We start from the raw sequence: 22,718 nt of genomic DNA on the forward strand, positions 1-22,718 counted from the left end.
AAGTTCGGCCGCATGGACAACATCAGGGGTAGGACCATCGCGATCACCGGCGCCGCCCGCGGCATCGGCTACGCGACCGCGAAGGCGCTGCTGGCTCGCGGGGCGCGCGTGGTCATCGGCGATCGCGATGTCGCGCTGCAGGAGTCGGCCGTCGCTGCGTTGACCAAGCTCGGCTCGGTGTCCGGCTACCCGCTCGACGTCACGGACCGGCAGTCGTTCGAGACGTTCCTCGACAAGGCCCGCGTCGACGGCGGCGGCCGCATCGACGTGTTGATCAACAACGCCGGCGTGATGCCGATCGGCCCGTTCCTCGAGGAGTCCGAGCAGTCGATCCGGTCGACGCTCGAGGTCAACCTGTACGGCGTGATCACCGGCTGCCAGCTGGTGCTGCCGGAGATGATCACGCGGCGCAGCGGCCACGTCATCAACATCGCCTCGCTGTCCGGGCTGATCCCGGTGCCGGGTCAGGTGGTCTATGTGGGCGCCAAGTTCGGCGTGGTCGGATTGACCGCGGCGCTCGCCGACGAGGTCGCACCGCACGGCGTCGACGTGTCGGTGGTCATGCCGCCGTTCACCCGCACCGAGCTGATCTCGGGCACCAAGGAGACGATCGGCACCAAGCCGGTCGAGCCGGAGGAGATCGCCGCAGCGATCGTGAAGACGCTCGACAAGCCGAAGACGCATGTCGCGGTCCCGCCGTTCCTGCGTTTCACCGCCCAGGCCGCGCAGATGCTCGGCCCCCGCGGGCGTCGGTGGATGAACCGCAAGCTCGGGCTCGACAACGTATTCCTCGAATTCGACACCACCGCCCGCAAGAACTACGAGGACCGGGCCCGCACCGCGCAGGGCGTCGTCGAGGGACAGGCCGACAAGTCCTAACCGGCCGCCTACGCTCGAGATTGCATACAGGGTCGTGATTCGGGACGAACAGCCCTGGGTGCAATCTCGCGCGTAGGACCCGCCGCTAAGCGTCGGGGAACGTCGGCGCTGGATCTCCCAGCCGATAGCCCTCGATGACCTCCACACAGTCGAACAGTTCCTCGAGGCCGAACTGATAGTCGTCGGCAGTGCCCACGAACACCACATGTGCGACGTCCGCGGCGTCGTCAGCGGTCAGCACGATCGTCGTCACGTTGACGAGATCCTCATCGGGCACGTCGGCGTGCGACGGCGGATAGAACCACAACGCCGACTCCTCATCGGAGAGCTCGTCGTCGAACACCCAGCCCCGCTCTGTGATTCGCGCGTCGAATGCCTCCAGCACCGCCGCCGTCGCGGTCTGCTCGGTCAGCGCCTCCATCACGCCGTCGGGAACCCACCGCTCGTTGCGGGCGGCCTGCCGCTTGCGCCGGCGCGCCTTCTTCGCATCGCTGCGCTTGGACACCTACGCGAGCGCCTGGTCCAGGTCGTTGAGCAGATCGTCAGTTCCCTCCAACCCCACCGAGATTCGCACCACGCCGTCGCCGAGCCCGATGGCCGCGCGGCCCTCCGGCCCCATCGCGCGGTGTGTGGTGGTCGCGGGGTGGGTGATCAGGGACTTGGCGTCGCCCAGATTGTTCGAGATGTCGATGATGCGCAGTTTGTCGAGCACCTCGAACGCCCGCTCCTTGCTGCCACCCTTGAGCTCGAACGTGACCACCGTTCCGCCCCCGGTCATCTGGCGCTTGGCCAGGTCGTACTGCGGATGGGATTCCAGGAACGGATAGCGCACCCAGCTGACCGACGGGTGCTTCTCCAGGAACTCGGCGATACGCTGCGCCGACGCGTTCTGGTAATCCACCCGAACCGCCATCGTCTCCAGGCCTTTGAGCAGCGTCCACGCGTTGAACGGGCTCAGCGCGGGCCCGGTGTGACGCATCAGCTTCTGCACCGGCTCGTCGATGTAGGCCTTGTCGCCCAGGATCGCGCCGCCGAGCACACGCCCCTGCCCGTCGATGTGCTTGGTGCCGGAGTACACGACGACGTCGGCCCCCAACGGGAAACCCTGCTGCAGGATCGGCGTCGCGAACACGTTGTCCAGCACGACTTTTGCGCCCGCGGCGTGGGCGAGGTCGCATACCGCGGCGATGTCCACCAGCTGCTGCATCGGGTTGGACGGCGTCTCGAAGAACACCGCCGCCGTCGGCACCGAGAGCGCCTCTTCCCACTGCGACAGGTCGTCGCCGTCGACGAACACCGTCTCCACACCCCAGCGCGGCAGGATCTCGTTGCAGACGACGAAGCACGACCCGAACAGGCTGCGCGCGGCGACCAGCCGGTCGCCGGCCGCCAGCAACGCCCCCAGCGACGTGAACACCGCCGCCATCCCCGACGCCGTCGCGAAACAGGCAGGCGCGCCTTCGATCAGCCGCAAGCGCTCCTCGAACATCGAGATCGTCGGGTTGCCGTAGCGGGAGTAGACATAGCGGTCGCTTTCACCGGTGAACGCCCTCTCCGCCTCGGCAGCGGAGGAGTAGACGTACCCCGAGGTGAGGAACAACCCCTCGGCCGTCTCTTCGAACTCCGACCGCAACAGCCCGCCGCGCACGCCGATGGTGGCCTGGCTGACGCCGTCGGGCAGTTCCGCGGGTGTTCGGACGGACGGCACGGGGTTCTCCGGGCCAGAAGTCATGACTGCTTCCAGGGCAGGCCGACGGCCTTCCACCCGGTGCGGCCGCGATGGCGATTCTGGTCGAGGTTGCCCTCGAAGCCGTCGAGCACGTTGTACGACGGCGCGATGCCCGCCTCGGTAGCGGCCTCGGCGGCGCCGATCGACCGGTTACCGGACCGACACAGGAACACCACCGGCCTTTCCCCGGGGGTGATTCCCGCCGACTTCAGCTCTTCGACGAACGACTCGTTGTGCGTGCCGTCGACGCGATTCCATTCGATGAACACGACATCGCGCTGCAGCGAGGACAGGTCGGGCACGCCGACGAAGCGCCACTCGGCGTCGGTGCGGCAGTCCACCAGCACGGCGTCGGGGGTGCCGGCCAGCAGTGACCATGCCTCCTCGGGCGTGATGTCTCCGGCATAACTCACGATCGTTGAGTGTCCCACAGCTACTTGGGTCCGGGGGAACAGACCTTCCACGCATCGCCGTCGCGCACGAAGGTCATCTCGACCGCTTTCTTCTCGTCCGGGGCCTTGTCGAAGTGATACGTCACCGTGGCGGTCGCGCGGTCCGCGTCGATCTTCACATCGGTGACGTCGTCGACGAACCGCTCACCGCGCTGGTCAACCGAATTGCGTTGCGCTGCGAGCACTTCCGTCTCAGTACCGGCGTGGGCCGGACACGTGTAGCCGCGGAAGTCGGAGTAGTTCTGCCGCTGCAGCGCGTCGTTCTGCCCGACCGCGGCCCGGGCGACCTGCTGATCGGCGGGCGGCTCGTCGTCCTCGAAGAGATTCAGCAGGCCGATTGCGATCACCACGAGCACAAAGATTGTGAGCGCGATCAGGAACGGTGCCGCGGTCGATCGGTCGGCGGGTTCCGACTCGGGGTCTGGCGTGGCGTCTGTCACGGGCTACCAGAGCCGGCGCAACGCGGCGGTGACGCGCCGGGCGCGGTCCCGGGCGACGATCGGATCGGGCGCGGTGGCCAGCGCCACCGCGAGTCGCCGCCTGGCCTCGGTCTCGTCGGGACGGTTGAACAGCCGGACGTCGCTCTCGGCGACGGTGAGAGCGTCGGCGAGCACCGCCTGGGGGTCGCCCCCGATCGCCGGGTTCGCCTCCGCCCCGGCATAGCTGACCTCCGCGGCGGCCGGCGAGATCATGATGGTGTCGACGGGCAGCCCCAGGATCGCGCGGGCATGCAACTCGAATTCCGAGAGTCGCTGCGAGCGCAGCGTGACCAGGCCGCTGTCGTGCGGTCGCGGGCGGACGTTGTCGAAGTAGACCTCGTCACCGCTCACCAGCAGCTCGACACCGAACACGCCGCGGCCGCCCAGCGAATTCACGATGCGCGCGCCGATCGACTTCGCGGCGTCCAGCGCGGCCGGCGCCAACCGCTGCGGCTGCCACGACTCGAGGACATCGCCGTCCGCTTGGCGGTGCCCGATCGGCTCGCAGAAGTGCACCGCGGGTCCCGTCGGCCCGACGGTGCGGATCGTCAGCAGCGTGACCTCGAAGTCGACCTCCACCACCGACTCGACCATCACCCGGTTGTGCGGCATCCGGCCGGCGGCAACGGCGCGCTGCCAGGCGGGTTCGACATCCTCCGGGCGTACCAGCACCGACTCGCCTTCGCCGGGGGCCGAGGCGATCGGCTTGACCACCAATGGAAAACCGGCGTGCTGCGCGATCGCGGTGAGTTCCTCGGTCGAGCCCGCGAACCAGAACGGCGCGGTGGGCAACCCGAGCTCGTCGGCGGCCAACCTGCGCAGGCCCTCCCGATCCAGCGACAGCCGGGTGCTGCGGGGGGTCGGGAACACCTCGACCTCGCCGCGTTCGGCGACCGTGATCAGCGCATCGGCCGCGATCAGGCCCGCCTCGGCCACCAGGTAACGCGGGTTCTCCTTCTCGATCAGCGCCGACAGCACCTCGGCGTCGTTCATCTTGGCGACGATCGGGCGGTCGGCCACCCCGTGTGCCGGGGCGTCGGCGTAGCGGTCGACCGCGATGACCTCGGCGCCGAGCCGCTGGAACGCCAGCGCCAACTCGCGGCTCAGTTCGCCCGAGCCGAGCAGCATCACCGAGGACGGACCGGCCGTCCCGGCGGCAGGTTCCGGTCCGGTCACCGCGTCACCGGCGTCGAGCGGCGTCTGGTTGTCAGGGGTGTCACTCATCGCGCGTCCAGCCTGCCAGACGTCGACTCAGTTCGAGAGAGCAGACTGGTCGAGCTGCCCACGGAATTGGCGCATGGCGTCGATGAGGGCGGTGAACGTGCGGTGCGCCGCGGCCAACTCGGCATCGGACAGCCCGGCCAGCGCGTCGTGCGTGCGTTCGGCCAGCGGGGTGAAAAACCCTCGCGCGACATCCATTCCGTGATCGGCCACCCGAAGGATCACCTTGCGGCGGTCAAGGGGGTCGGACTCCCGCCGGAAGTGCCCGGAGGCGATCATCCGCTCGACGAGGTACGTGATCGCCGCGGCCGACATTCCCATCCGTTTGCGCAGGTCTCCGGCCGTCAACGGGGACCCCTGCGTCTCTGCGACCATCACATACAGCAGAGCGCGAAAGTCGTTGGCGGCGACGTCGTGTCGGCTCGCGAACAGCCTGCCGATGCCGTCGGATTCGGCGTTGATCGCGCGCACATCGGCGGCGATCGTCGCCTCGAGCGCGTCGCGGTCCTCCGGCACGATCGAAAGCATAGGCCGTTTGCCTGGTCGTTAAGTATCTGAAATATTCGTCGGCATGTCCCGGCGCATCTCCTGGGTACTCGCGGTTCTCGTCGTGCTGGTCTCCGGCGCCCTGATGGCGCTTGTCGGCAGCGACGACTCGAGCGCGCGATCACCGGTACCCGTGCCCGACTCCGCCGAGTCGGCGCGCGTCGACGCGCTGCGGGCGCAGTTCTCGGGCGGCGACCGGGTTCCGGCGATAGTCGTGATCACCCGCGACGACGGCGCGCCGCTGCGCCCGGACGACGTCGCCGCCGTCAAGCAGAGGTGGCCCGCGGCCCAGGTGTCGGCCGACGGCGTTGCCGCACTGGCGGTCGTGCCGCTGGATGCCGACCTGACCGGGTTCGCACTCACCGACGAGGTCGAGAAGCTGCGTGCGGCGGCCGCCGACGGCCTGCCCGCAGACCTGCGCAGCGAGGTCACCGGCGGCCCGGCGTTCGGCGCCGACATCGCGGACTCGTTCTCCGGAGCCAATTTCACGCTGCTGGCCGTCACCGCGGCCGTGGTGGCGCTGCTGCTGATCATCACCTACCGCTCCCCTGTCCTGTGGCTGGTGCCGCTGGCGGTGATCGGTTTCGCCGACCGGGTGGCAGCGGTGCTGGGCAGCGCGGTCGCCCAGGGCTTCGGCATGACCCCGGACGGTTCGACGTCGGGCATCACCAGCGTGCTGGTCTTCGGTGCGGGCACCAACTACGCGCTGCTGCTCATCTCGCGGTACCGCGAGGAACTGGGCCGTACGGAGAACCACCGCGACGCGCTGGGCACCGCGGTACGCCGGGCCGGTCCGGCGATCGTCGCCAGCAATGCCACGGTGGTGCTGGCCCTGCTCACGCTGGTGTTCGCGTCGTCGCCGAGCGTGCGCAGCCTCGGCGTGCAGGCGGCTGCCGGCCTGATCGTGGCCGCGGTGTTCGTGATGCTCGTTTTGCCGCCGCTGCTGAGCCTGTTCGGCAAGCGGCTGTTCTGGCCGTTCGTCCCGGCTGTCGGGGCCGAACCGCTCACCGACAGCGGCGTCTGGCACCGCATCGCCGAGGCGGTGGCTCGCAGGCCCGGACGCGTCGCCGCGGTGACGGTGGCCGCCCTGGCGGTGTTGTCCCTCGGGATCTCGAGCACCCCGGTCGGGCTGTCGCAGACCGAGCAGTTCCGGGTGCAGGCCGAATCGGTCAGCGCATACGAGACGCTGGCCGACCACTTCCCCAGCGGCCTCACCGACCCGACCCGCGTCATCGCGGCGACGGACCGCGCCGCGGCGGTGCAGCGCGCGATCACCGAAACCCCTGGTGTCGTCTCGGCGCACCCGGCCGGACAGAGTCCCGGTGGGCTGACCCAATGGTCGGTGGTGCTCGACGCCGAGCCGGCTTCGGACCGTGCCTTCGAAACCATTGACGCACTGCGCAACTCAGTGCGCGGCGCCGATCCTGAAGCGCTGGTCGGCGGCTCCGATGCCACCGCGCGCGACGCCAGCGCCGCCGCGTCCCGCGACAGGCTGGTGGTGATACCGGCCATCCTGGTCGTGGTGCTGGTCGTGCTGTACGTGTTGCTGCGCGCAGCGCTGGCCCCGCTGATCCTGGTGGCGGTGACCGTGTTGAGCGCGCTGGCCGCGCTGGGCCTGGGCGGCTGGGCCAGCGTTCACCTGTTCGGTTTCCCTGCGCTGGACAACACCGCGCCGCTGTTCGCGTTCCTGTTCCTGGTGGCGCTCGGCGTGGACTACACGATCTTCTTGGTCACCCGGGCCCGCGAGGAGACCCCCGAACACGGCACGCGCAATGGGATCGTCCGCGCGGTGTCGGCCACCGGCGCGGTGATCACCAGCGCGGGCATCGTGCTGGCCGCGGTGTTCTGCGTGCTCGGGGTGCTGCCGCTGATCGTGCTGACGCAGGTCGGCATCATCGTCGGCCTCGGCATCCTGCTCGACACGTTCGTCGTGCGCACGGTGATCATCCCGGCGCTGTTCACGCTCATCGGGCCGCGCATCTGGTGGCCCGCGCTGCGGGGCCGGGTCGCCGAAACCGACGTTTCGGTCGATTTGCGTGAGTGAAAACGACCATAACGTCGATCTCGGCGACGGCGCCGCGCCTGTAACGTCGTGTCATGACGCAAGCGCCCGAACGGCCGCCTCTGCACATGCGTCGCGACGCCTTCGCCCCGACGCCGGAGTTGGGCGAGATCCGCGAGACCACCGGCGTGCGCACCGTGTCCAATGCGTTCGGCATGACGGTCTACCTGATCACCCGGCACGACGACGCCAAAGAGGTGCTCTCGGATCACGAGCGTTTCTCCAACGGCCGCCCGCCGGGCTTCGTCCTCCCCGGCGCACCAACGCTTTCCGAGGACGAGCTGGCCCGTTCCCGGGCGGGCAACCTGCTCGGGCTGGACCCACCCGAACACCAGCGGCTGCGGCGCATGCTCACCCCGGAGTTCACGATCCGGCGGATCAAGCGGCTGCAGCCGCGCATCGTCGAGATCGTCGACGCGCAGCTGGACCTGATGGAAAGTGCCGGTGCGCCCGCCGATCTCGTCGAGCACTTCGCGCTGCCGGTCCCGTCGCTGGTGATCTGCGAGCTGCTCGGGGTGCCCTACGAGGACCGCGACGACTTCCAGCACCGCAGCGCGCGCCAACTCGACCTGTCTCTGCCTGTCGCCGAGCGGTTCGAGTTGCAGCGGGCCGGCCGCGCGTACATGCGGTCGCTGGTCGAACGCGCGCGCCAGGATCCGGGTGATGACATCCTCGGAATGCTGGTGCGCGAACACGGCACCGAGCTCACCGACGACGAGCTCGTCGGCATCGCCGGGCTGTTGCTACTGGCGGGCCATGAGACCACCTCCAACATGCTGGGCCTCGGCACCCTCGCGCTGCTGCGACATCCCGAACAGCTCGCCGCGGTGCGCGACAATCCCGACGCGGTCGCCCCCGCGGTCGAGGAGCTGCTGCGCTGGTTGTCCATCGTGCACACCGCCATCCCGCGGATGACCACCACCGACGTCGAGATCGCGGGTGTTCGGATCCCGGCCGGACAACTGGTGTTCGTATCGCTGCCGTCGGGTAACCGCGATCCCGACTTCATCGACGCCCCCGACATTCTGGACATCGGCCGCGGTGCCGCCGGGCATCTGGCGTTCGGCCACGGCGTGCACCACTGCCTTGGCGCGCCGCTGGCCCGGATGGAGATGCAGGTGGCGTTTCCCGCTGTGCTGCAACGCTTCCCGGCACTGCGGCTGGCGGAGGATTTCGCCGATGTGCAGTTCCGGTCATTTCATTTCATCTACGGTTTGAAGTCGTTGTCAGTCGACTGGAGGTGACGGCATGAGGGTGCAGGCCGACCGTGACGTGTGCATTCAGGCGGGCAACTGCGTGATGTCGGCCGACGCCGTGTTCGACCAGGACGACGACGGGATCGTGGTGGTGCTGGTGGATGAGGTGCCCGACGACGAACTCGACCATGCCCGCGAGGCCGTGAAGCTCTGCCCCTCACAGGCTTTGCGGTTGATCGACTAGTCGGTGCGGTCGAGGTCGAGCACGCCGGCGCGTACCAGCAGCAGCACGCTGACCACCAGCACCCAGACGGGGAAGGCCAGCACCAGCCACATGCTGACGTCCGCTGCGACGAGGAGCACGAGAGCGGTCACATACGTGACGGCGACCAGCCAGGGCGGCATCAGGTTGGTCCGCAGCCAGATGGTGGCCAGCGAGATCATGAACACCGCCGCCATCCGCAATCCGTATGTGGTGCTGAGGACTTCGAGCATCGCGATACCGAAGTCCGCCACCTGATCGCGGGACGTGACGTCGGCCTGGTCCGCCCTGCTGGCGACCAGCCCGGCGCCCACCGCCGACGTCGCGAACGTCATCGCCAGAAACAGCAGGCCGCTGCCGATGAACACCGACGAGAAGAACTTGTCCTCGTAGCGCCCGAACCCGTCGCGGATCACGCCGATGAACCACAGGAACGCGATGCCCGCGAACGGCGTCAGGATCGCCGACAGCCGTAGCTGGCCGCTGGCCCCGGCGATCCACTGCGACCCCGGCTCGGCGCCTGCGGGCACCGCGATGCGGACGAGCACCAGCGCGGTGCCGAACAGCAGCGCGAACAACACGCCCGCCAGCGCCGCCGCGCGCGGGGTCGTCAGCCGTCGCAGATGCCGATCGGCAGGATGGGTCGCCACGCGGTCATGGTGTCAGGTCTGCGATCGAAACTGCGGACAGATCGCGAATGTGCGCCAGATCGCGATCTGTCCGCAGTCTCGGCGCAGGGGTTCACGGCTGGCCGGCGAGCAGCTGGATCATCAATCCGTTCGCCTCGGCGAGCAGGTTGTCCTCGGGATCTCGCAACTCGGCGTTGACGAAGGCCTTGCGCCCGTCGGCCTCACGCAGCCAGCCACGCGCCGTCAACTCGGTGTCGATCGGGGTCACCTTGCGGTAGTCGACATGCAGGAAACCGGTGCGGCTGATCGGACGTCCGACGGCGTGAATCACCATGCCGAACACGGAATCGAACAGCAACGGCAGCACCCCACCGTGTACGGCGTGGTTGCCGCCGACGTGGTACCGGCTGAACTGCACCTTGAGGTCCACACCGTTCGAGTCGAGCCGCACCTTCCGGTACGGCGGCATCAGCAGGCTGCCCGCGCCGGGAAGCGACGGCACGCGGTTGGCCGGGCCGACGCCTTCGGCCGCTTCGAACGGGTCGAGCAACGCGACCAGCGCCTCGGCCTGATCGGCGGCCTCGTCCCAGGTGTCGCTGTCAGGATCGGCGGACACGGCGAGGTCCTGCGCCCGGCGCATCGCCGCGAGGAACCGGCCGAAGCCCGGACCGGGTTGGGCGCGTTGAAAATTCGGGAAGCCGCCGTGTTTGTCGTAGTCGGGGTCGACGAGGTGGGGATCGTCGGTCACGGGCGCGCCAGGATGTCGCGGCGCACGATGGTCTGGTCCCGGCCTGGCCCGACGCCGATGCACGAGACATGCGCTCCGGCAAGCTCTTCCACCCGCAACACATAGTCGCGAGCCTTGGCGGGCAGGTCCTCGAATTCGCGGGCGCCGGAGATGTCCTCCCACCAGCCGGGCAGTTCCTCGTAGATGGGTTCGGCGTGGGCGATGTCGGACTGGGTCATCGGCATGTCGTCCAGACGCTGGCCGTGGACACGGTATCCGACGCAGACCGGCACGGTTTCGAGGCTGGAGAGCACGTCGAGCTTGGTGAGGAAGTAGTCGGTGATGCCGTTGACCCGGGTGGCATACCGGGCGATCACCGCGTCGAACCATCCGCAGCGGCGCCGCCGGCCGGTGGTCACGCCGAATTCGCCGCCGGTCTTGGACAGGTACTCACCGTTGGCGTCGAACAGTTCGGTCGGGAACGGCCCCGAGCCGACCCGCGTCGTGTAGGCCTTGAGGATGCCGAGCACGGTGGTGATCCGCGTCGGTCCGATACCGGAGCCCACCGCGGCGCCACCCGCTGTCGGATTGGACGATGTCACAAAGGGATACGTGCCGTGGTCGACGTCGAGCAGGGTGCCCTGGGAGCCCTCCAGCAGCACCGTCTCGCCTTTTTCCAACGCCGTGTTGAGCAGGTAGCGGGTGTCGGCGATGCGGTGTTTGAAGCCCTCGGCCTGGTTGAGCAGGTTGTCGACCACCTCCGCGGCGTCGAGCGCCTTGCGGTTGTAGATCTTGACCAGCACCTGGTTCTTGAATTCCAGTGCGGCGTCGATCTTTTCGGCCAGCAGAACCGGGTCGAGCACGTCGGCCATCCGGATCCCGATCCGGGCGATCTTGTCCTGGTAGCAGGGGCCGATGCCGCGGCCGGTGGTGCCGATCTTCTTGCTGCCGGCGTAGCGCTCCACGACCTTGTCGATCGCGACGTGATACGGCATCAGCAGGTGCGCGTCCGCCGAGATCAGCAGCCGCTCGGTGTCGACACCACGGTCGACCAGCCCCTGCAGCTCGGTGAGCAGCACACCGGGATCGACCACCACACCGTTGCCGATGACGTTGGTGACGCCGGGCGTGAGGATCCCCGACGGGATCAGGTGGAGGGCGAAGTTCTCCCCCGTCGGCAGGACGACGGTGTGGCCGGCGTTGTTGCCGCCCTGGTACCGCACGACCCACTGGACGCGCCCACCGAGTAGGTCGGTGGCTTTTCCTTTGCCCTCGTCGCCCCATTGCGCGCCGATGAGCACGATTGCCGGCATAGCTAGGTCTCCCGATAATCTGCATCAACACTGTGCAGCCGGTGAGCTACCTTATCCCAGCCGTATGCGAGGAGCCGCGTTGAACGCCACTGACGTCGTGGTGTTGCTGTTCGGCGGCCGGCGACCACCTCGCGCGCTGCGGGCTCTGCCCGTCGCCGAGGACCCCGACACACCCTGCCGACGCCTGATCGTGGTCGGCTCCGACGCCGACCTGGCGACAGTGCTGACCCGGCTGATGCGCACCGACCGGCTCGGCGTCGAGGTGGCGCACGTGCGGCGCCCGTGGCAGGCGCGACGGGCCCTGCGCGGCAGCGCGGCCCGGGTTCCGCTCATCCGCGACGACGCCGGCGCGGTGATCGTCGGCGCCGCCGAGTGGCGGGGCGAACCGGCCGGACAACCGCTGCACGGCGAGGCCGTCGTCGACGACACCGTGCTGTTCGACGGCACGGTGCCCGCGGTGCGCATCGAGCCGACGGACACCATGCCCGGCTTGCGTGCGGCCGTCGTCGGGGCCGGGCCGCGGCGCTGGGCCGCGGGCCGCGCCGCCCAGCTCGGCACCAGCGGCGCCCGCGTCGTCCGCGACGGTGTGCCTGCGGCCCGGCCGGTGAAGCGTTCGACGTTCTACCGGCACACCGAAGGGTGGCTGCGGGTCGGGTAGCCACCCGCCGAGGCTGCGGGTCGCTTCAACGACTCGACGAGACCGACGCAATGGCGGAATCCACCCGCATTTTTCCGCCATTACGTCGGTTTCGGCGAAGCGGTAGGTTTCGTGAGGTGACGATCCATCCGCTGCATCAGTCGGTGCGGCCGAGCCCGATCTTCCTGGCGATCGTCGCGACAACGGTGGTCGGCGGTGTGCTGGCGTGGCTGTCAGCGGACAAGGTCGAAGCGCTCGCCTACGTCGGCGTGTTCGTCTTCGTCATCGCCGGCTGGGTGGTGACTCTGTGCCTGCACGAGTTCGCGCACGCATACACCGCGTGGAAGTTCGGTGACCACGACGTCCCAGTCCGCGGCTATCTGACGCTGAACCCGCTGAAGTACTCGAATCCGCTGCTGTCGATTGGGCTTCCGGTGCTGATCATCGCGATCGGCGGAATCGGGCTGCCGGGCGGGGCGGTTTGGGTGCGCACGTCGTTCATGACCAAGCGTCAGAAGTCTCTGGTGAGCCTCGCAGGTCCGGGCACCAACCTGGTGTTCGCGGTGCTGCTGTTGGCTCTGACCGCGCTGCTGCGCGACTCGGAGCGTTCGGTGTTCTGGGCCGGTGTGGCCTTCCTCGGGTTCCTCCAGGTGACGGCGTTCGTGCTCAACATGCTGCCGATCCCCGGCCTGGACGGCTACGGCGCGCTGGAACCCCACCTGAGCCCCGACACGCAGCGGGCGCTGCAACCCGCAAAGCAGTGGGGGTTCTTCATCCTGCTGCTCTTGCTGCTGGCGCCCGGGCTCAACCAGTGGTTCTGGGACATCGTGCTGTGGTTCTTCGACATCTCCGACGTGCCGCGCCAGCTGGTCGGCGCAGGCAATTCGTTGACAAGGTTCTGGTCGGCCTGGTTCTGATCGCCACTTGCGACATATGCGAAGTTTTGCATAGATTGCTGGCATGGGTGCCGGCCACGATCACAGTCAGCGTGACACCCGCGTCAGCCGGATGGTCATCGCCGCGGCGATCCTGACCGGGTTCTTCGCGCTCGAGCTGATCACCGCGCTGCTGATCAATTCCATCGCGCTGCTGGCCGACGCAGGCCACATGCTCACGGACCTGGTCGCGATGTTCATGGGCCTGACCGCGGTGCTGCTCGCCCGCCACGGCAGCGCCTCACCCGCCCGCACGTACGGCTGGCATCGCGCCGAGGTCTTCACCGCCGTGGCCAACGCGGTGCTGTTGCTGGGGATGGCGGTGTTCATCCTCTCGGAGGCGTTCGAGCGCCTCGGCGACGCGCCGGAGGTGCCGGGCGTGCCGATGATCGTCGTCGCGTTGGCGGGTCTGGTGGCCAACGCGGTCGTCGTCCTGCTCTTGCGGGCGCATTCGGAGAACAGCCTGGCCGTCCGCGGCGCCTACATGGAGGTCGTCGCCGACACGGTCGGCAGCATCGGCGTGCTGATCGCGGGCATCGTCACGGTCACGACGGGCTGGCCGTACGCCGACGTCGTGGTCGCCGTGTTCGTGGCGCTGTGGGTGCTGCCGCGGGCGATCTCGCTGGCACGCGCGGCGTTGCGCATCCTGTCGGAGTCGTCGCCCACCCACATCGACGTCGAGGAGCTACGCACCGCGTTGTGCGCCGTCGAAGGCGTGACCGAGGTGCACGACCTGCACGTGTGGACGTTGGTCCCCGGTAAGGACATGGTGACCGCGCACCTGACCAGCGACCGGGACTCGGCCTTGGTGCTCGACGACGCGCGCGCGGTGCTCACCGCGCGCGGGCTGGACCATTCGACGGTTCAGGTGGAACCGCCCGACGGCGACACCGACTGCAGGTGTGAAGCGGAGTAGTCAGGCAAGCCCGAGTTCGGCCCGCGCCGACGGGTCGCAGTCGTCGAGCAAATCGAGGCAGCGCTGGTTCTCGTCGGTCTCGCCGATCGCGTCGGCCGCGCGCGCCAGCGCGGCCACACAGCGCAGGAAGCCGCGGTTGGGCTCGTGACGGAAGGGCACGGGACCGAAACCCTTCCACCCGTTGCGCCGCAACTGATCCAGCCCGCGGTGGTAGCCGGTGCGTGCGTAGGCGTACGCGGTGATGGCCCTGTCGTCGGCCAGCGCCTCCTCGGCCAGCGTCGCCCACGCGACCGAGGCCGACGGATGTGCGGCCGCCACGATCGCCGGGTTCTCGCCCGCGGCGAGTTCGGCCTCGGCGTCGCTGTCGCCCGGCAGCAGCACCGGATCCGGACCCAGGAGATCACCCATCCGTGTCATGGCCCCCATTGTGCCGTGCACGTCACCGGCACCGATGGGCGCACGGGTTCGAGCGACGGGCCGGACCAGTGACTAAGCTTCCCGCCGTAGCGTCGTAAGGGAGGACCGCAGCAGGCATGTCGAACCCATCAGGGCCTGACCAGCCGGAAGACGTCTCGGCCGCGCCGGACGCTTCGGACATTGAAGCCTCCGAGAACCCCGAAGCGCCCGAGCCCGCGGATTCCACAGGCGACGAGGCAGCCGTCGACGACGCCCCGGAGGCAGAGGGCTCGCACGATCCGGAACCGGCGACCGAGGTGATCGAGCAGCACGGTGACCACGAACCCGCGACCGAGGTCATGGCGGCCGCCCAACCGCAGACAGCGGAGGCGCCGCACATCCAGGAGGGTGAGCGCCGATTCACCGCGCCGTCGGGTTTCGACGCGGGCACGACGCAGCGGATCGACACCCCGGCCGAACCGGCCACCGAGGTGTTCGCCTCCCCCTCCGAAGTGGCGGGACAGCAGAAACCCGTTGCCCCGCAAGTCATTCCGGCGCGTGGCGAGGCGCCCAAGCCACCTGCGCAGCGCCGCAGCTGGGGCTGGGTGGTGGCTGTGGTGCTGGTCATCGCCGCGCTGGTCGCGATCGCGGTGCTCGGCACCGTGCTGCTCACCCGGGACTCGCAACCGAGGGCGTCGCAGGAGGAGATGGTCCGCGCCGCCATCGAGGAGTTCGACACGGCGATCCAGAGCGGTGATCTGGCGAAGCTGCGCGGTATCACCTGCGGAAGCAAACGGGACAGCTACGTCAAGTACGACGACAAGACCTGGGCGGAGATCCACGAGCGGGTGAGCAAGACCAAACAGTATCCGGTGGTCGCCAGCATCGACCAGGTGGTGATCAACGGCGATCACGCCGAGGCGAACGTCACCGCTTTCATGGCGTACGCACCTGCGGTCCGGTCGACCCGAAGCTTCGACCTGGAGTTCCGCGACGACCAGTGGAAGATCTGCCAAGCGCCCCAATAGGCGACTTCACTGGTTTGCTTCACTGGTTTGCGGTGACCGAACGACCGGCGCTGTGCAGATCCCGGCACGCCTCGATGACGCGTTCGGTCATCGACGCCTCCGCCTTCTTCAGATAGCTGCGCGGGTCGTAGGCCTTCTTGTCCCCGACCTCCCCGTCGATCTTCAGCACGCCGTCGTAGTTGGTGAACATGTGCGCCGCGACGGGCCGGGTGAATGCGTACTGGGTGTCGGTGTCGACGTTCATCTTCACCACGCCATAGCGGAGCGAATCCTCGATCTCGGACTTCAGCGAACCCGAACCCCCGTGGAAGACGAAGTCGAAAGGCTTTGCATCCGAGGCTAATCCGAGCTTGGCGGCCGCGACCTTCTGTCCCTCGGCGAGCACCTCGGGCCGCAGTTTGACGTTGCCGGGCTTGTACACGCCGTGCACATTGCCGAACGTCGCCGCCAACAGGTATCTGCCGTGTTCGCCCGCGCCGAGCGCCTCGACCGTCTTCTCGAAATCCTCTGCGGTGGTGTAGAGCTTGTCGTTGATCTCGTGCGCCACGCCGTCTTCCTCACCGCCGACCACGCCGATCTCGATCTCCAGGATGATCTTCGCCGCGGCGGCCTCCTTGAGCAGTTCACGGGCGATCTCGAGGTTCTCGTCGATCGGCACCGCTGACCCGTCCCACATGTGCGACTGGAACAGCGGCTGACCGCCCTCGGAGACGCGTTGCTGTGAGATCGTCAGCAGCGGCCGGACATAGGTGTCGAGCTTGTCCTTCGGACAGTGGTCGGTGTGCAGCGCGACGGTGATCGGATACTTCGCGGCGACGACGTGGGCGAACTCGGCCAGCGCGACCGCACCGGTGACCATGTCCTTGACACCCAGGCCGGAGGCGAATTCGGCTCCGCCGGTGGAGAATTGGATGATGCCGTCACTGGCGGCGTCGGCGAAGCCCTTGATCGCGGCGTTTACGGACTCCGACGACGTGCAGTTGATGGCCGGAAACGCGAACCCGTGCTCCTTGGCCCGGCCGAGCATCTCCGCGTACACCTCGGGCGTTGCGATGGCCATGAGCGGTCCTCTCGGCGGTTTCGGCGATTATCCCACCGAACGGCCCACCTCACATGGCCAAGACCATGCGATACCGGGGCCGGCACGCGCTGGCCGGTATCTTGGGGCACTGTGACCATCTCGGCCCTCGCGGCGACCGACCAGCTGGCGCTGATGCCGGACTTCCTCGACCCGATGACGCTGCTCGGCTACTTCGGCACGTGGGCGCTGGTCGGGCTGCTGGTGGTCATCTTCGTCGAGTCGGGGGTGTTGTTCCCGATTCTGCCCGGTGACTCGCTGCTGTTCGTGGCGGGCATGCTGGCTGCCGGTACGGCCGCGTTGGCCGAAGGCGGCGGCGAGGTCATCAACTTCCAGCTGTGGCAGCTGCTGGTGTTCATCCCGATCGCCGCCATCCTGGGCGGCCAGGTCGGCTACTGGATCGGCCGCAACCTCGGCACCGCGATGTTCAAGCCGGATGCGCGGTTCCTGAAACAGAAGTACCTCGAAGAAGCACACGTGTTCTTCGAACAACGCGGCCCGTTCGCGATCGTCATCGCCCGGTTCGTGCCGATCGTGCGCACGCTCGCACCGCTGACCGCCGGCGCCGCCCGGATGAACTACGGGGCCTTCACGCTGTTCAACGTGATCGGCGCGGTCGTCTGGGGCGTCGGGCTGACGCTGCTGGGCTACTGGCTCGGCCGGTTCGAGATCATCCAGAAACTGCTGGAGCCGATCGTCATCGCGATCGTGGTGGTCTCCGTGCTGCCGATGTTCATCGAGTGGTTCAAGCGGCGCCGGGCCGCCAAGCGGGCCGGGATCGCGGCGCCGCCGGTCGACTCCGGCGAGCAGCCGGGCTAACGGCCGACTCGACCGCTCTCGAGCGCGCGGATCAGGCTGGCGGCGTCGAACGGGCCCCTGTGCCGCTTGCCGTTGACGAAGAACGTCGGCGTCGAGTTCAGGTCCATCAGCTCCGCGTCCTGCGCGTCGTCCTGCACGTGGTGCAACGCCTTCGACGGGTGCGCGCGCACGTCCTGGTCGAACCGCTCGATGTCGCAGCCCGCCGCCACCGCGTAGCGGTACATGTCCGACCACTCCAGGTCGTCCTGGTGGCCGAACAGCTCCCTGGCCATCTCCCAGAATCTGCCCTGCGCCGCGGCTGCCTCGCTTGCGCGCGCGGCGTCGAACGCGCGCGGGTGGGCACGTTCCAGCGGCAGATGACGCCACACATAGCGCAGTTCGGCGCCGAAGTGGTCGCGCACTTCGTCGATCGCACCGGTGGCCCGGCTGCAGAACGGGCACTCGAAGTCGCCGTACTCCACGAGCGTCAGCGGGGCGTCGGGATCTCCCTTGATGTGGTCACGGTCCGGGTCGATCGGCCGCAGCAGTTTCAGCCCGACCGGGTCCGGCGGGCTGAGCCAGTCGGTGATGCGGAAGATCGCCCACCCGAGCAGGAATGCGACCACCGAGGCGATCAGCACGCCGATGATCGCCTGCTCCTGGCGCCCGGGGTCGTCGATCGCGATGTCGACGATGAAAAGCGAGATCGTGAAACCGATTCCCGACAGCGCAGCACCGCCGGCGATCCGGCGCAACGTCAGTCCTGGCGCCAGTTCGCCGACACCGCTGCGCCGCATCACCCACGTCGAGGTGGTGATGCCGACGAACTTGCCGACCACCAGACCGACGACGATGCCCCATGTCAGCGGCGAACGCAGGGCCGCCGACACGCCGGCCGCATCGAGCACCACCCCGGCGTTGACCAACGCGAACAGCGGCAGCACCACGAAGGACACATACGGCCGCACGCCGGTCTGCAGGCGTTCGTTGATCGAGATCGAATCCCGCAGGCCGCGGGTCACCTCGCGGGCGTAACGCGAGTTCGGCGACTGCCGGAACGCGCGGATGCGCGCGACGACCTCCTCGACCTGGCTGCGCTCCGGCGAGTACACCGGGATCAGCAGCGCCACGGCGACGCCCGCCAGCGTCGGGTGTACACCGGCCATGAACAGCCCGATCCACAGCGCGAAGCCGAGCGCGGCGTAGGCGGGGCCGCGCGCCGCCGGCAGGAACTGCACCAGCGCGAGCGCCACGATGATTGCGATCGAGACCGCAAGCGGCGCAACGCTGATGCGGTCGGAGTAGAACAGCGCGATCACGCCGAGCGCGCCGACGTCGTCGACGACGGCCAAGGTCAGCAGGAAGATCCGTAGCCGCGCCGGGAACTTCGGCTTGATGACCGCCAGCGCACCGATCAGAAACGCGGTGTCGGTGGATATCACCACACCCCACGCCTCGGCGTTCTCGCCGGACGGATTGAACATCAGGAAGATCGCGGCGGGCACCGCCAGTCCGGCGATGGCCGCCACCACCGGCACCGCCGCCCTGGCCCGGTCGGTCAGCTCACCGATCGCGAATTCGTGCTTCACCTCGAGCCCGACGATGAAGAAGAAGAACGCCATCAGCCCGTCGTTGACCAGATGTTTGACGGTCAGCTCGAAGCGGTGCTCGGCGAAGGTGAACCCGACGTGGGTATCGAGAAACGCCCAATAACCATGCGCCCACGGCGAATTCGCCCAAACGAGCGCGGCGATCGTGAAGAGCAGCAGCAGGGCGGCCGCCGTGTTCTCCTCGGTCTTGACCGCCTTGGCGTCGCGGCTGAACCGTGTCGGCAGCAGGCGGACGATCCGCGGAACCGAGTGCGAGGCGCTCACTCCTCGGTCACGGCGTGGGCGGCTTCCATCAGCATCCATCCCGACAGCTGCACCGACAGGTCGCGCTCGGGCACCTCGGAGGCGTTGACCGCACCCTCGACGAACTGCGCCTGACTGCCTGCGGCGGTGGGGATTTCGGCGGTGCGCTCCCAGAACGCGCTGAACAGGGGCAGCCCGTCGACGGTCTGGCGGTTCTGCCACGCCGCCTCCGCGGAACCCAGCACCAGTGAGCGGGCGGTGTCACGGGCCGCGCCGTCGTCGTCGTCGTGCTGCGGCAACGTGGTCGCGACCAGTGCGAGATAGCGCGCCAGGATGCCGTTGAACAGGCCGCCGTCGCCGCCACCGGCGCCCTTGATGACACCGTCGGGCGCCATGTTTTCGGCGACCGCCGCGACCAGCCGGTGCACCCGCCTGGCGTGGTCGGGGTCATCGGTGCGCGCGGCCAGTTCGGTTTCCAGGCCCAGCACCACGCCCTGGCAGTACGTGTACTGGGCGCGCACCAGCGAGCCGCCCTTGATCCCGTCGAACACCAGGTGGGTGTCCGGGTCGATCAGGGTCTCGTCGATCCAGTCCGACATCTGCTGGGCGCGACGCAACCGGTCGTCGTAGCGGGCCAGGAAGATCGCTGCCGGGCCGTTGGCCGGGGCGTTGAAGAACTGGTCCTGCTTGCGCCACGGGATGCCGCCGCCGTCCTCGGGCACCCAGGCGTTGACGAACTGATCGGCCAGTTTCTCGAGCGCCTTCGGTCGCTGCACCCCCGCCAGCCTGGCTGCGCGTTCGAGCGCCAGCGCCAGCCACGCCATGTCGTCGTAGTAGTCGTTGGTCCACCGCAGGTTGTTGCGCAACCGGTGCGTGCGGATCTGGCGGACGATCATCTTCTGCCGCTCGGGTCGCGGGTCGCGCACCTGCGCGTCGACGAGGTTGTCCAGCAGATGCGCCTGCCACCAGTAGTGCCACGTGCCGAACAGTCGGTGCTGCCGCGCCGCGGGCCAGGCGACCACGCCCAGTTGTGTGCCGGGCAAGCCCCACAGCCGTTTGAGGTGTCGCTTGGCGATCGCGGCCTCAGCGCTGGTTGCGCGGTTGGCCCAGAGCTGATCCATGGTGTCGATCCTGCCCTACCAGGCCGCCGAAAGGTCCCCGTGTTGAGTGATCCAGGTGTGCATCGCGATACCGGCGGCGACGCCGGCGTTGATGCTGCGGGTCGAGCCGAACTGGGCGATGGACACGGTCAGCGCGGCGCCGGCCCTCGCCTCGTCGGTGATGCCGGGCCCCTCCTGGCCGAAGATCAGCAGGCAGTCCCGCGGCAGCGAGGTGGTCTCGAGACGCGCGGCGCCCGGGATGTTGTCGACGGCGACGACGGTGAGGCCGGCCTCGGCGGCGAACGCGAGCAGTGCGGCGGTGGTGTCGTGGTGGCGCAGTCGCTGATAGCGATCGGTCACCATCGCGCCGCGGCGGTTCCAGCGCCGTCTGCCGACGATGTGCACGGTGTGGACGGCGAACGCGTTGGCGGTGCGCACCACCGCGCCGATGTTGGCGTCGTTGCCGAAGTTCTCGATCGCAATGTGCAACGGGTGTCTGCGGGTATCGATGTCGGCGATGATCGCCTCCTGCGTCCAATACCGGTATGCGTCAACGACGTTGCGGGTGTCACCGTCGCGCAGCAGCACGGGGTCGTAGCGCGGGTCGTCAGGCGGCGGGCCGGGCCACGGACCTACGCCGGGGCCCTCACCCCACTCCGTCGGTCCCGGAGGCGCGGCGGCGACATCCTGGCCCGGCGGCTCAGGCATCCTCGGTCCACAGCGCGGCATGCGTGCCGACCAGCGAAACCGTCGCATACAGCAGGGCTCTGTTGATCTCTCCCTGGGTGCACAGCGACGCACGAACCTGGACCGCGTCGCGGGAGGCGTCGGGCAGCACCAGCACCGAATCGCCGTAGATGTCGCACGCGTGGTTGAGTCCGGGTGGGGGCAGCGTCGGCGACACCAACACCATCGCGGGCCCGCCACGCTGCTCGGAGACGTCGCGGTACTGCTCGGCCAGGGCGCTGATCTCGAGGCCGATCAACATGTAGCCGTTGCCGGTGAACGCGTTCGGGTCGCCGAGCGCCGTCGCGTCGAGCATGGCGCCGTCGGCGCGGAACGCGTCGAGGCTCGTGGTCTCGAGCGACAGCCCGGTGTCGTTGTCCCTGACCGCGGGCAGCCCGACGGGGAACGCCAACGGGTGCGCGATAGTGGTGCCCGGCACCCGGTCGCTCGGCGAGTAGGCGTACACGCCTCGCACCTGCACCTGGTCGCGCGCCGGCCCGATGCATACCGTGCCGGTGAGGCGGTCCGGCGTCGGAGCCGAAAGTGGTTGCACCTCAAGGTTGGTCACATCGCGGCACGCTCCGATCGCGTTGGCCTCGATCGGGTGTGCGAGGGCACCGTAGAGGCCGAACCGGATGTCTTCGGGCTTGGTGTGCGCGCCGCCGGGCTCCGATGGTGACGCGTCGACGTCGAACAAGACGTAGTCGCCGTCGAAACGCAGGTTCGACACCGACATGTTCCAGCCCAGCGTCGCAAGCGATTCGCCGATGGTCGCGGTCTGCGCGGCGTAGGGCCGCTCCAACCGGTCGTCAGTGGAACACGAACAGGCCGCGACGACGATGATCGCTGCCAGCGCTGCGGTCAGGGCACGCACGTGAGGCAAGCTCTACGTCCTGCTGCGGCCACGGCCGACGACTTTCGTCATCGCTCGCACCAGGTTTCGCGGCACGAGCCGCCCGCCGACGGTCAAAGCCTTGTACTGCAGGCCGGGCACGATGACCACCTTGTTCTTGGCCACGCCCGCCATTGTCTCGCGCACCACGTCGTCGACTTCGAGCCAGAACCACGACGGCGTGCCGTCCATGTCGATACCGGCGCGCTGGTGGAACTCGGTGCGGACGAAGCCCGGACAGAGTGCGTGCACGCCGACGCCGGTGCCGCCCAGGCCGTTGGCGAGGCCTTCGGAAAACGCGATCACCCACGCCTTGGACGCCGAATACGTCGAACCGCGGCCGGGCAGCAGGCCGGCGACGCTGGCGACGTTGATCACCGTGCCCCGGTGCGCGGCCAGCATCGGCGGCAGCGCGGCGTGCGTCAGCTCCATGACCGCGGTGACGTTGACGTCCAGCTGCGACTGCAGCAGCGCGAGGTCGGCGGTCCAGAACTCCCCGGAGGTGCCGAACCCCGCGTTGTTGACCAACACCCGCACGCCGGCGGCCAACCGGTCGGCGACCTTGGCCCGGTCGGCGGCCTCGGCGAGGTCGGCGGTGAGCACCTCGACGTCCGCGCCGGTTTCGTCGCGCAGTTCGGCGGCCAGGCGCTCGAGTCGCGCTCCGTCGCGGGCGACGAGGACCAGGTCGTGACCGTCGCGGGCGTACCTGCGGGCGAAACCCGCGCCGATGCCGGACGTCGGCCCGGTGATCAGTGCGACGGGGCGAGACATGCTCTAGAGATTACTTACCGCTGATAGTGCGGCGACTGCCGTCCGTTGCGCGACGGCGGTTGCCGCACTATCAGCGGTAAGTAATCTCCGGAT

At 68.6% G+C, this 22,718-nt stretch carries 25 protein-coding genes; 9 read left to right on the forward strand and 16 right to left on the reverse strand.

What is annotated here, in order from left to right; translation table 11 throughout:
* Positions 1-12 precede the first annotated feature (12 nt).
* Positions 13-879: an SDR family oxidoreductase gene (locus AU187_RS22660; RefSeq protein WP_059167312.1), complete on the forward strand. Its 867-nt coding sequence runs from the start codon at positions 13-15 to the stop codon at positions 877-879.
* 85 nt (positions 880-964) lie between these two features.
* On the opposite strand, the gene AU187_RS22665 is transcribed toward AU187_RS22660, so the two are convergent.
* Genes AU187_RS22665 through AU187_RS22690 form a run of 6 tightly spaced genes read right to left on the reverse strand, consistent with a single transcriptional unit; the run spans position 965 to position 5,276 of the window.
* A complete protein-coding gene (locus AU187_RS22665) occupies positions 965-1,384 on the reverse strand; it encodes a hypothetical protein (RefSeq protein ID WP_059099297.1) in 420 nt (139 codons plus the stop codon).
* Entirely contained in the window at positions 1,385-2,611 is a 1,227-nt protein-coding gene (locus AU187_RS22670) for an O-succinylhomoserine sulfhydrylase (protein ID WP_059167313.1), read from the reverse strand.
* The gene (locus tag AU187_RS22675; RefSeq protein WP_059167314.1) at positions 2,608-3,021 is read right to left on the reverse strand and encodes a rhodanese-like domain-containing protein; all 414 of its coding nucleotides are present in this window, start codon (positions 3,019-3,021) and stop codon (positions 2,608-2,610) included. The genes AU187_RS22670 and AU187_RS22675 overlap by 4 nt, the downstream gene beginning before the upstream one ends.
* 20 nt (positions 3,022-3,041) lie before the next feature.
* On the reverse strand, positions 3,042-3,500 hold the full coding sequence (locus tag AU187_RS22680; RefSeq protein WP_059167315.1) for an Rv0361 family membrane protein: 459 nt from the start codon (positions 3,498-3,500) through the stop codon (positions 3,042-3,044).
* Between the two features lie 3 nt (positions 3,501-3,503).
* A complete protein-coding gene (purT, locus tag AU187_RS22685) occupies positions 3,504-4,763 on the reverse strand; it encodes a formate-dependent phosphoribosylglycinamide formyltransferase (protein ID WP_059167316.1) in 1,260 nt (419 codons plus the stop codon).
* 27 nt (positions 4,764-4,790) lie between these two features.
* A complete protein-coding gene (locus AU187_RS22690; protein WP_502687787.1) occupies positions 4,791-5,276 on the reverse strand; it encodes a MarR family winged helix-turn-helix transcriptional regulator in 486 nt (161 codons plus the stop codon).
* A gap of 55 nt (positions 5,277-5,331) precedes the next feature.
* Here AU187_RS22690 and AU187_RS22695 point away from each other — a divergent pair, with 55 nt between their 5' ends.
* The 3 genes from AU187_RS22695 to AU187_RS22705 are packed head-to-tail and all read left to right on the forward strand — an operon-like array spanning position 5,332 to position 8,808.
* Positions 5,332-7,350 (forward strand): MMPL family transporter, encoded by a 2,019-nt coding sequence (locus AU187_RS22695; RefSeq protein WP_059167318.1) that lies wholly within the window; start codon positions 5,332-5,334, stop codon positions 7,348-7,350.
* Positions 7,351-7,403: 53 nt separating this feature from the next.
* On the forward strand, positions 7,404-8,612 hold the full coding sequence (locus tag AU187_RS22700) for a cytochrome P450 (RefSeq protein ID WP_059167319.1): 1,209 nt from the start codon (positions 7,404-7,406) through the stop codon (positions 8,610-8,612).
* Positions 8,613-8,616: 4 nt separating this feature from the next.
* On the forward strand, positions 8,617-8,808 hold the full coding sequence (locus AU187_RS22705) for a ferredoxin (protein WP_059099305.1): 192 nt from the start codon (positions 8,617-8,619) through the stop codon (positions 8,806-8,808).
* Here AU187_RS22705 and AU187_RS22710 read toward each other — a convergent pair.
* From AU187_RS22710 to AU187_RS22720, 3 genes are all read right to left on the reverse strand, one after another.
* The gene (locus tag AU187_RS22710; RefSeq protein ID WP_059167320.1) at positions 8,805-9,476 is read right to left on the reverse strand and encodes a hypothetical protein; all 672 of its coding nucleotides are present in this window, start codon (positions 9,474-9,476) and stop codon (positions 8,805-8,807) included. The two genes, AU187_RS22705 and AU187_RS22710, sit on opposite strands and share 4 nt — an antisense overlap.
* A 91-nt stretch (positions 9,477-9,567) precedes the next feature.
* Complete coding sequence (locus AU187_RS22715; RefSeq protein ID WP_059167321.1) at positions 9,568-10,203, reverse strand: PaaI family thioesterase; 636 nt, start codon at positions 10,201-10,203, stop codon at positions 9,568-9,570.
* Complete coding sequence (locus AU187_RS22720) at positions 10,200-11,495, reverse strand: adenylosuccinate synthase (RefSeq protein WP_059099307.1); 1,296 nt, start codon at positions 11,493-11,495, stop codon at positions 10,200-10,202. The genes AU187_RS22715 and AU187_RS22720 overlap by 4 nt, the downstream gene beginning before the upstream one ends.
* Before the next feature lie 79 nt (positions 11,496-11,574).
* Here AU187_RS22720 and AU187_RS22725 point away from each other — a divergent pair, with 79 nt between their 5' ends.
* The 3 genes from AU187_RS22725 (at position 11,575) to AU187_RS22735 (ending at position 13,983) form a co-directional block, all read left to right on the forward strand.
* On the forward strand, positions 11,575-12,153 hold the full coding sequence (locus tag AU187_RS22725) for a hypothetical protein (RefSeq protein WP_059167335.1): 579 nt from the start codon (positions 11,575-11,577) through the stop codon (positions 12,151-12,153).
* A 116-nt stretch (positions 12,154-12,269) separates the two neighbouring features.
* Entirely contained in the window at positions 12,270-13,049 is a 780-nt protein-coding gene (locus AU187_RS22730; RefSeq protein ID WP_059099308.1) for a site-2 protease family protein, read from the forward strand.
* Positions 13,050-13,092: 43 nt separating this feature from the next.
* Positions 13,093-13,983 carry a cation diffusion facilitator family transporter gene (locus tag AU187_RS22735; RefSeq protein WP_059099309.1) on the forward strand — a complete coding sequence of 297 codons (891 nt, stop codon included), beginning with the start codon at positions 13,093-13,095 and terminating at the stop codon, positions 13,981-13,983.
* On the opposite strand, the gene AU187_RS22740 is transcribed toward AU187_RS22735, so the two are convergent.
* Positions 13,984-14,400 carry a DUF3151 domain-containing protein gene (locus AU187_RS22740; RefSeq protein WP_059099310.1) on the reverse strand — a complete coding sequence of 139 codons (417 nt, stop codon included), beginning with the start codon at positions 14,398-14,400 and terminating at the stop codon, positions 13,984-13,986.
* A 116-nt stretch (positions 14,401-14,516) separates the two neighbouring features.
* Between AU187_RS22740 and AU187_RS22745 the strand changes: the two genes are divergently transcribed.
* Positions 14,517-15,407: an Rv0361 family membrane protein gene (locus tag AU187_RS22745; protein WP_059099311.1), complete on the forward strand. Its 891-nt coding sequence runs from the start codon at positions 14,517-14,519 to the stop codon at positions 15,405-15,407.
* Positions 15,408-15,426: 19 nt separating this feature from the next.
* On the opposite strand, the gene fbaA is transcribed toward AU187_RS22745, so the two are convergent.
* On the reverse strand, positions 15,427-16,467 hold the full coding sequence (gene fbaA, locus AU187_RS22750) for a class II fructose-bisphosphate aldolase (RefSeq protein ID WP_059099312.1): 1,041 nt from the start codon (positions 16,465-16,467) through the stop codon (positions 15,427-15,429).
* A 153-nt stretch (positions 16,468-16,620) separates the two neighbouring features.
* Here fbaA and AU187_RS22755 point away from each other — a divergent pair, with 153 nt between their 5' ends.
* Positions 16,621-17,304: a DedA family protein gene (locus AU187_RS22755; protein ID WP_059099333.1), complete on the forward strand. Its 684-nt coding sequence runs from the start codon at positions 16,621-16,623 to the stop codon at positions 17,302-17,304.
* On the opposite strand, the gene nhaA is transcribed toward AU187_RS22755, so the two are convergent.
* From nhaA to AU187_RS22780, 5 genes are read right to left on the reverse strand one after another with little or no spacing between them, the layout of a single operon-like run.
* On the reverse strand, positions 17,301-19,157 hold the full coding sequence (gene nhaA / locus AU187_RS22760) for a Na+/H+ antiporter NhaA (protein WP_502687788.1): 1,857 nt from the start codon (positions 19,155-19,157) through the stop codon (positions 17,301-17,303). The two genes, AU187_RS22755 and nhaA, sit on opposite strands and share 4 nt — an antisense overlap.
* Positions 19,154-20,257: a glycoside hydrolase family 76 protein gene (locus AU187_RS22765; protein WP_059099314.1), complete on the reverse strand. Its 1,104-nt coding sequence runs from the start codon at positions 20,255-20,257 to the stop codon at positions 19,154-19,156. The genes nhaA and AU187_RS22765 overlap by 4 nt, the downstream gene beginning before the upstream one ends.
* Before the next feature lie 15 nt (positions 20,258-20,272).
* A complete protein-coding gene (locus AU187_RS22770) occupies positions 20,273-20,944 on the reverse strand; it encodes a TrmH family RNA methyltransferase (RefSeq protein WP_059099315.1) in 672 nt (223 codons plus the stop codon).
* Entirely contained in the window at positions 20,937-21,836 is a 900-nt protein-coding gene (locus AU187_RS22775; protein ID WP_059167322.1) for a hypothetical protein, read from the reverse strand. The genes AU187_RS22770 and AU187_RS22775 overlap by 8 nt, the downstream gene beginning before the upstream one ends.
* 12 nt (positions 21,837-21,848) lie before the next feature.
* Positions 21,849-22,625 (reverse strand): SDR family NAD(P)-dependent oxidoreductase, encoded by a 777-nt coding sequence (locus AU187_RS22780; RefSeq protein WP_059156969.1) that lies wholly within the window; start codon positions 22,623-22,625, stop codon positions 21,849-21,851.
* Between the last annotated feature and the right edge of the window lie 93 nt (positions 22,626-22,718).

The sequence above is a fragment of the Mycobacterium sp. IS-1556 genome (assembly GCF_001499985.1).
Classification (GTDB): domain Bacteria; phylum Actinomycetota; class Actinomycetes; order Mycobacteriales; family Mycobacteriaceae; genus Mycobacterium.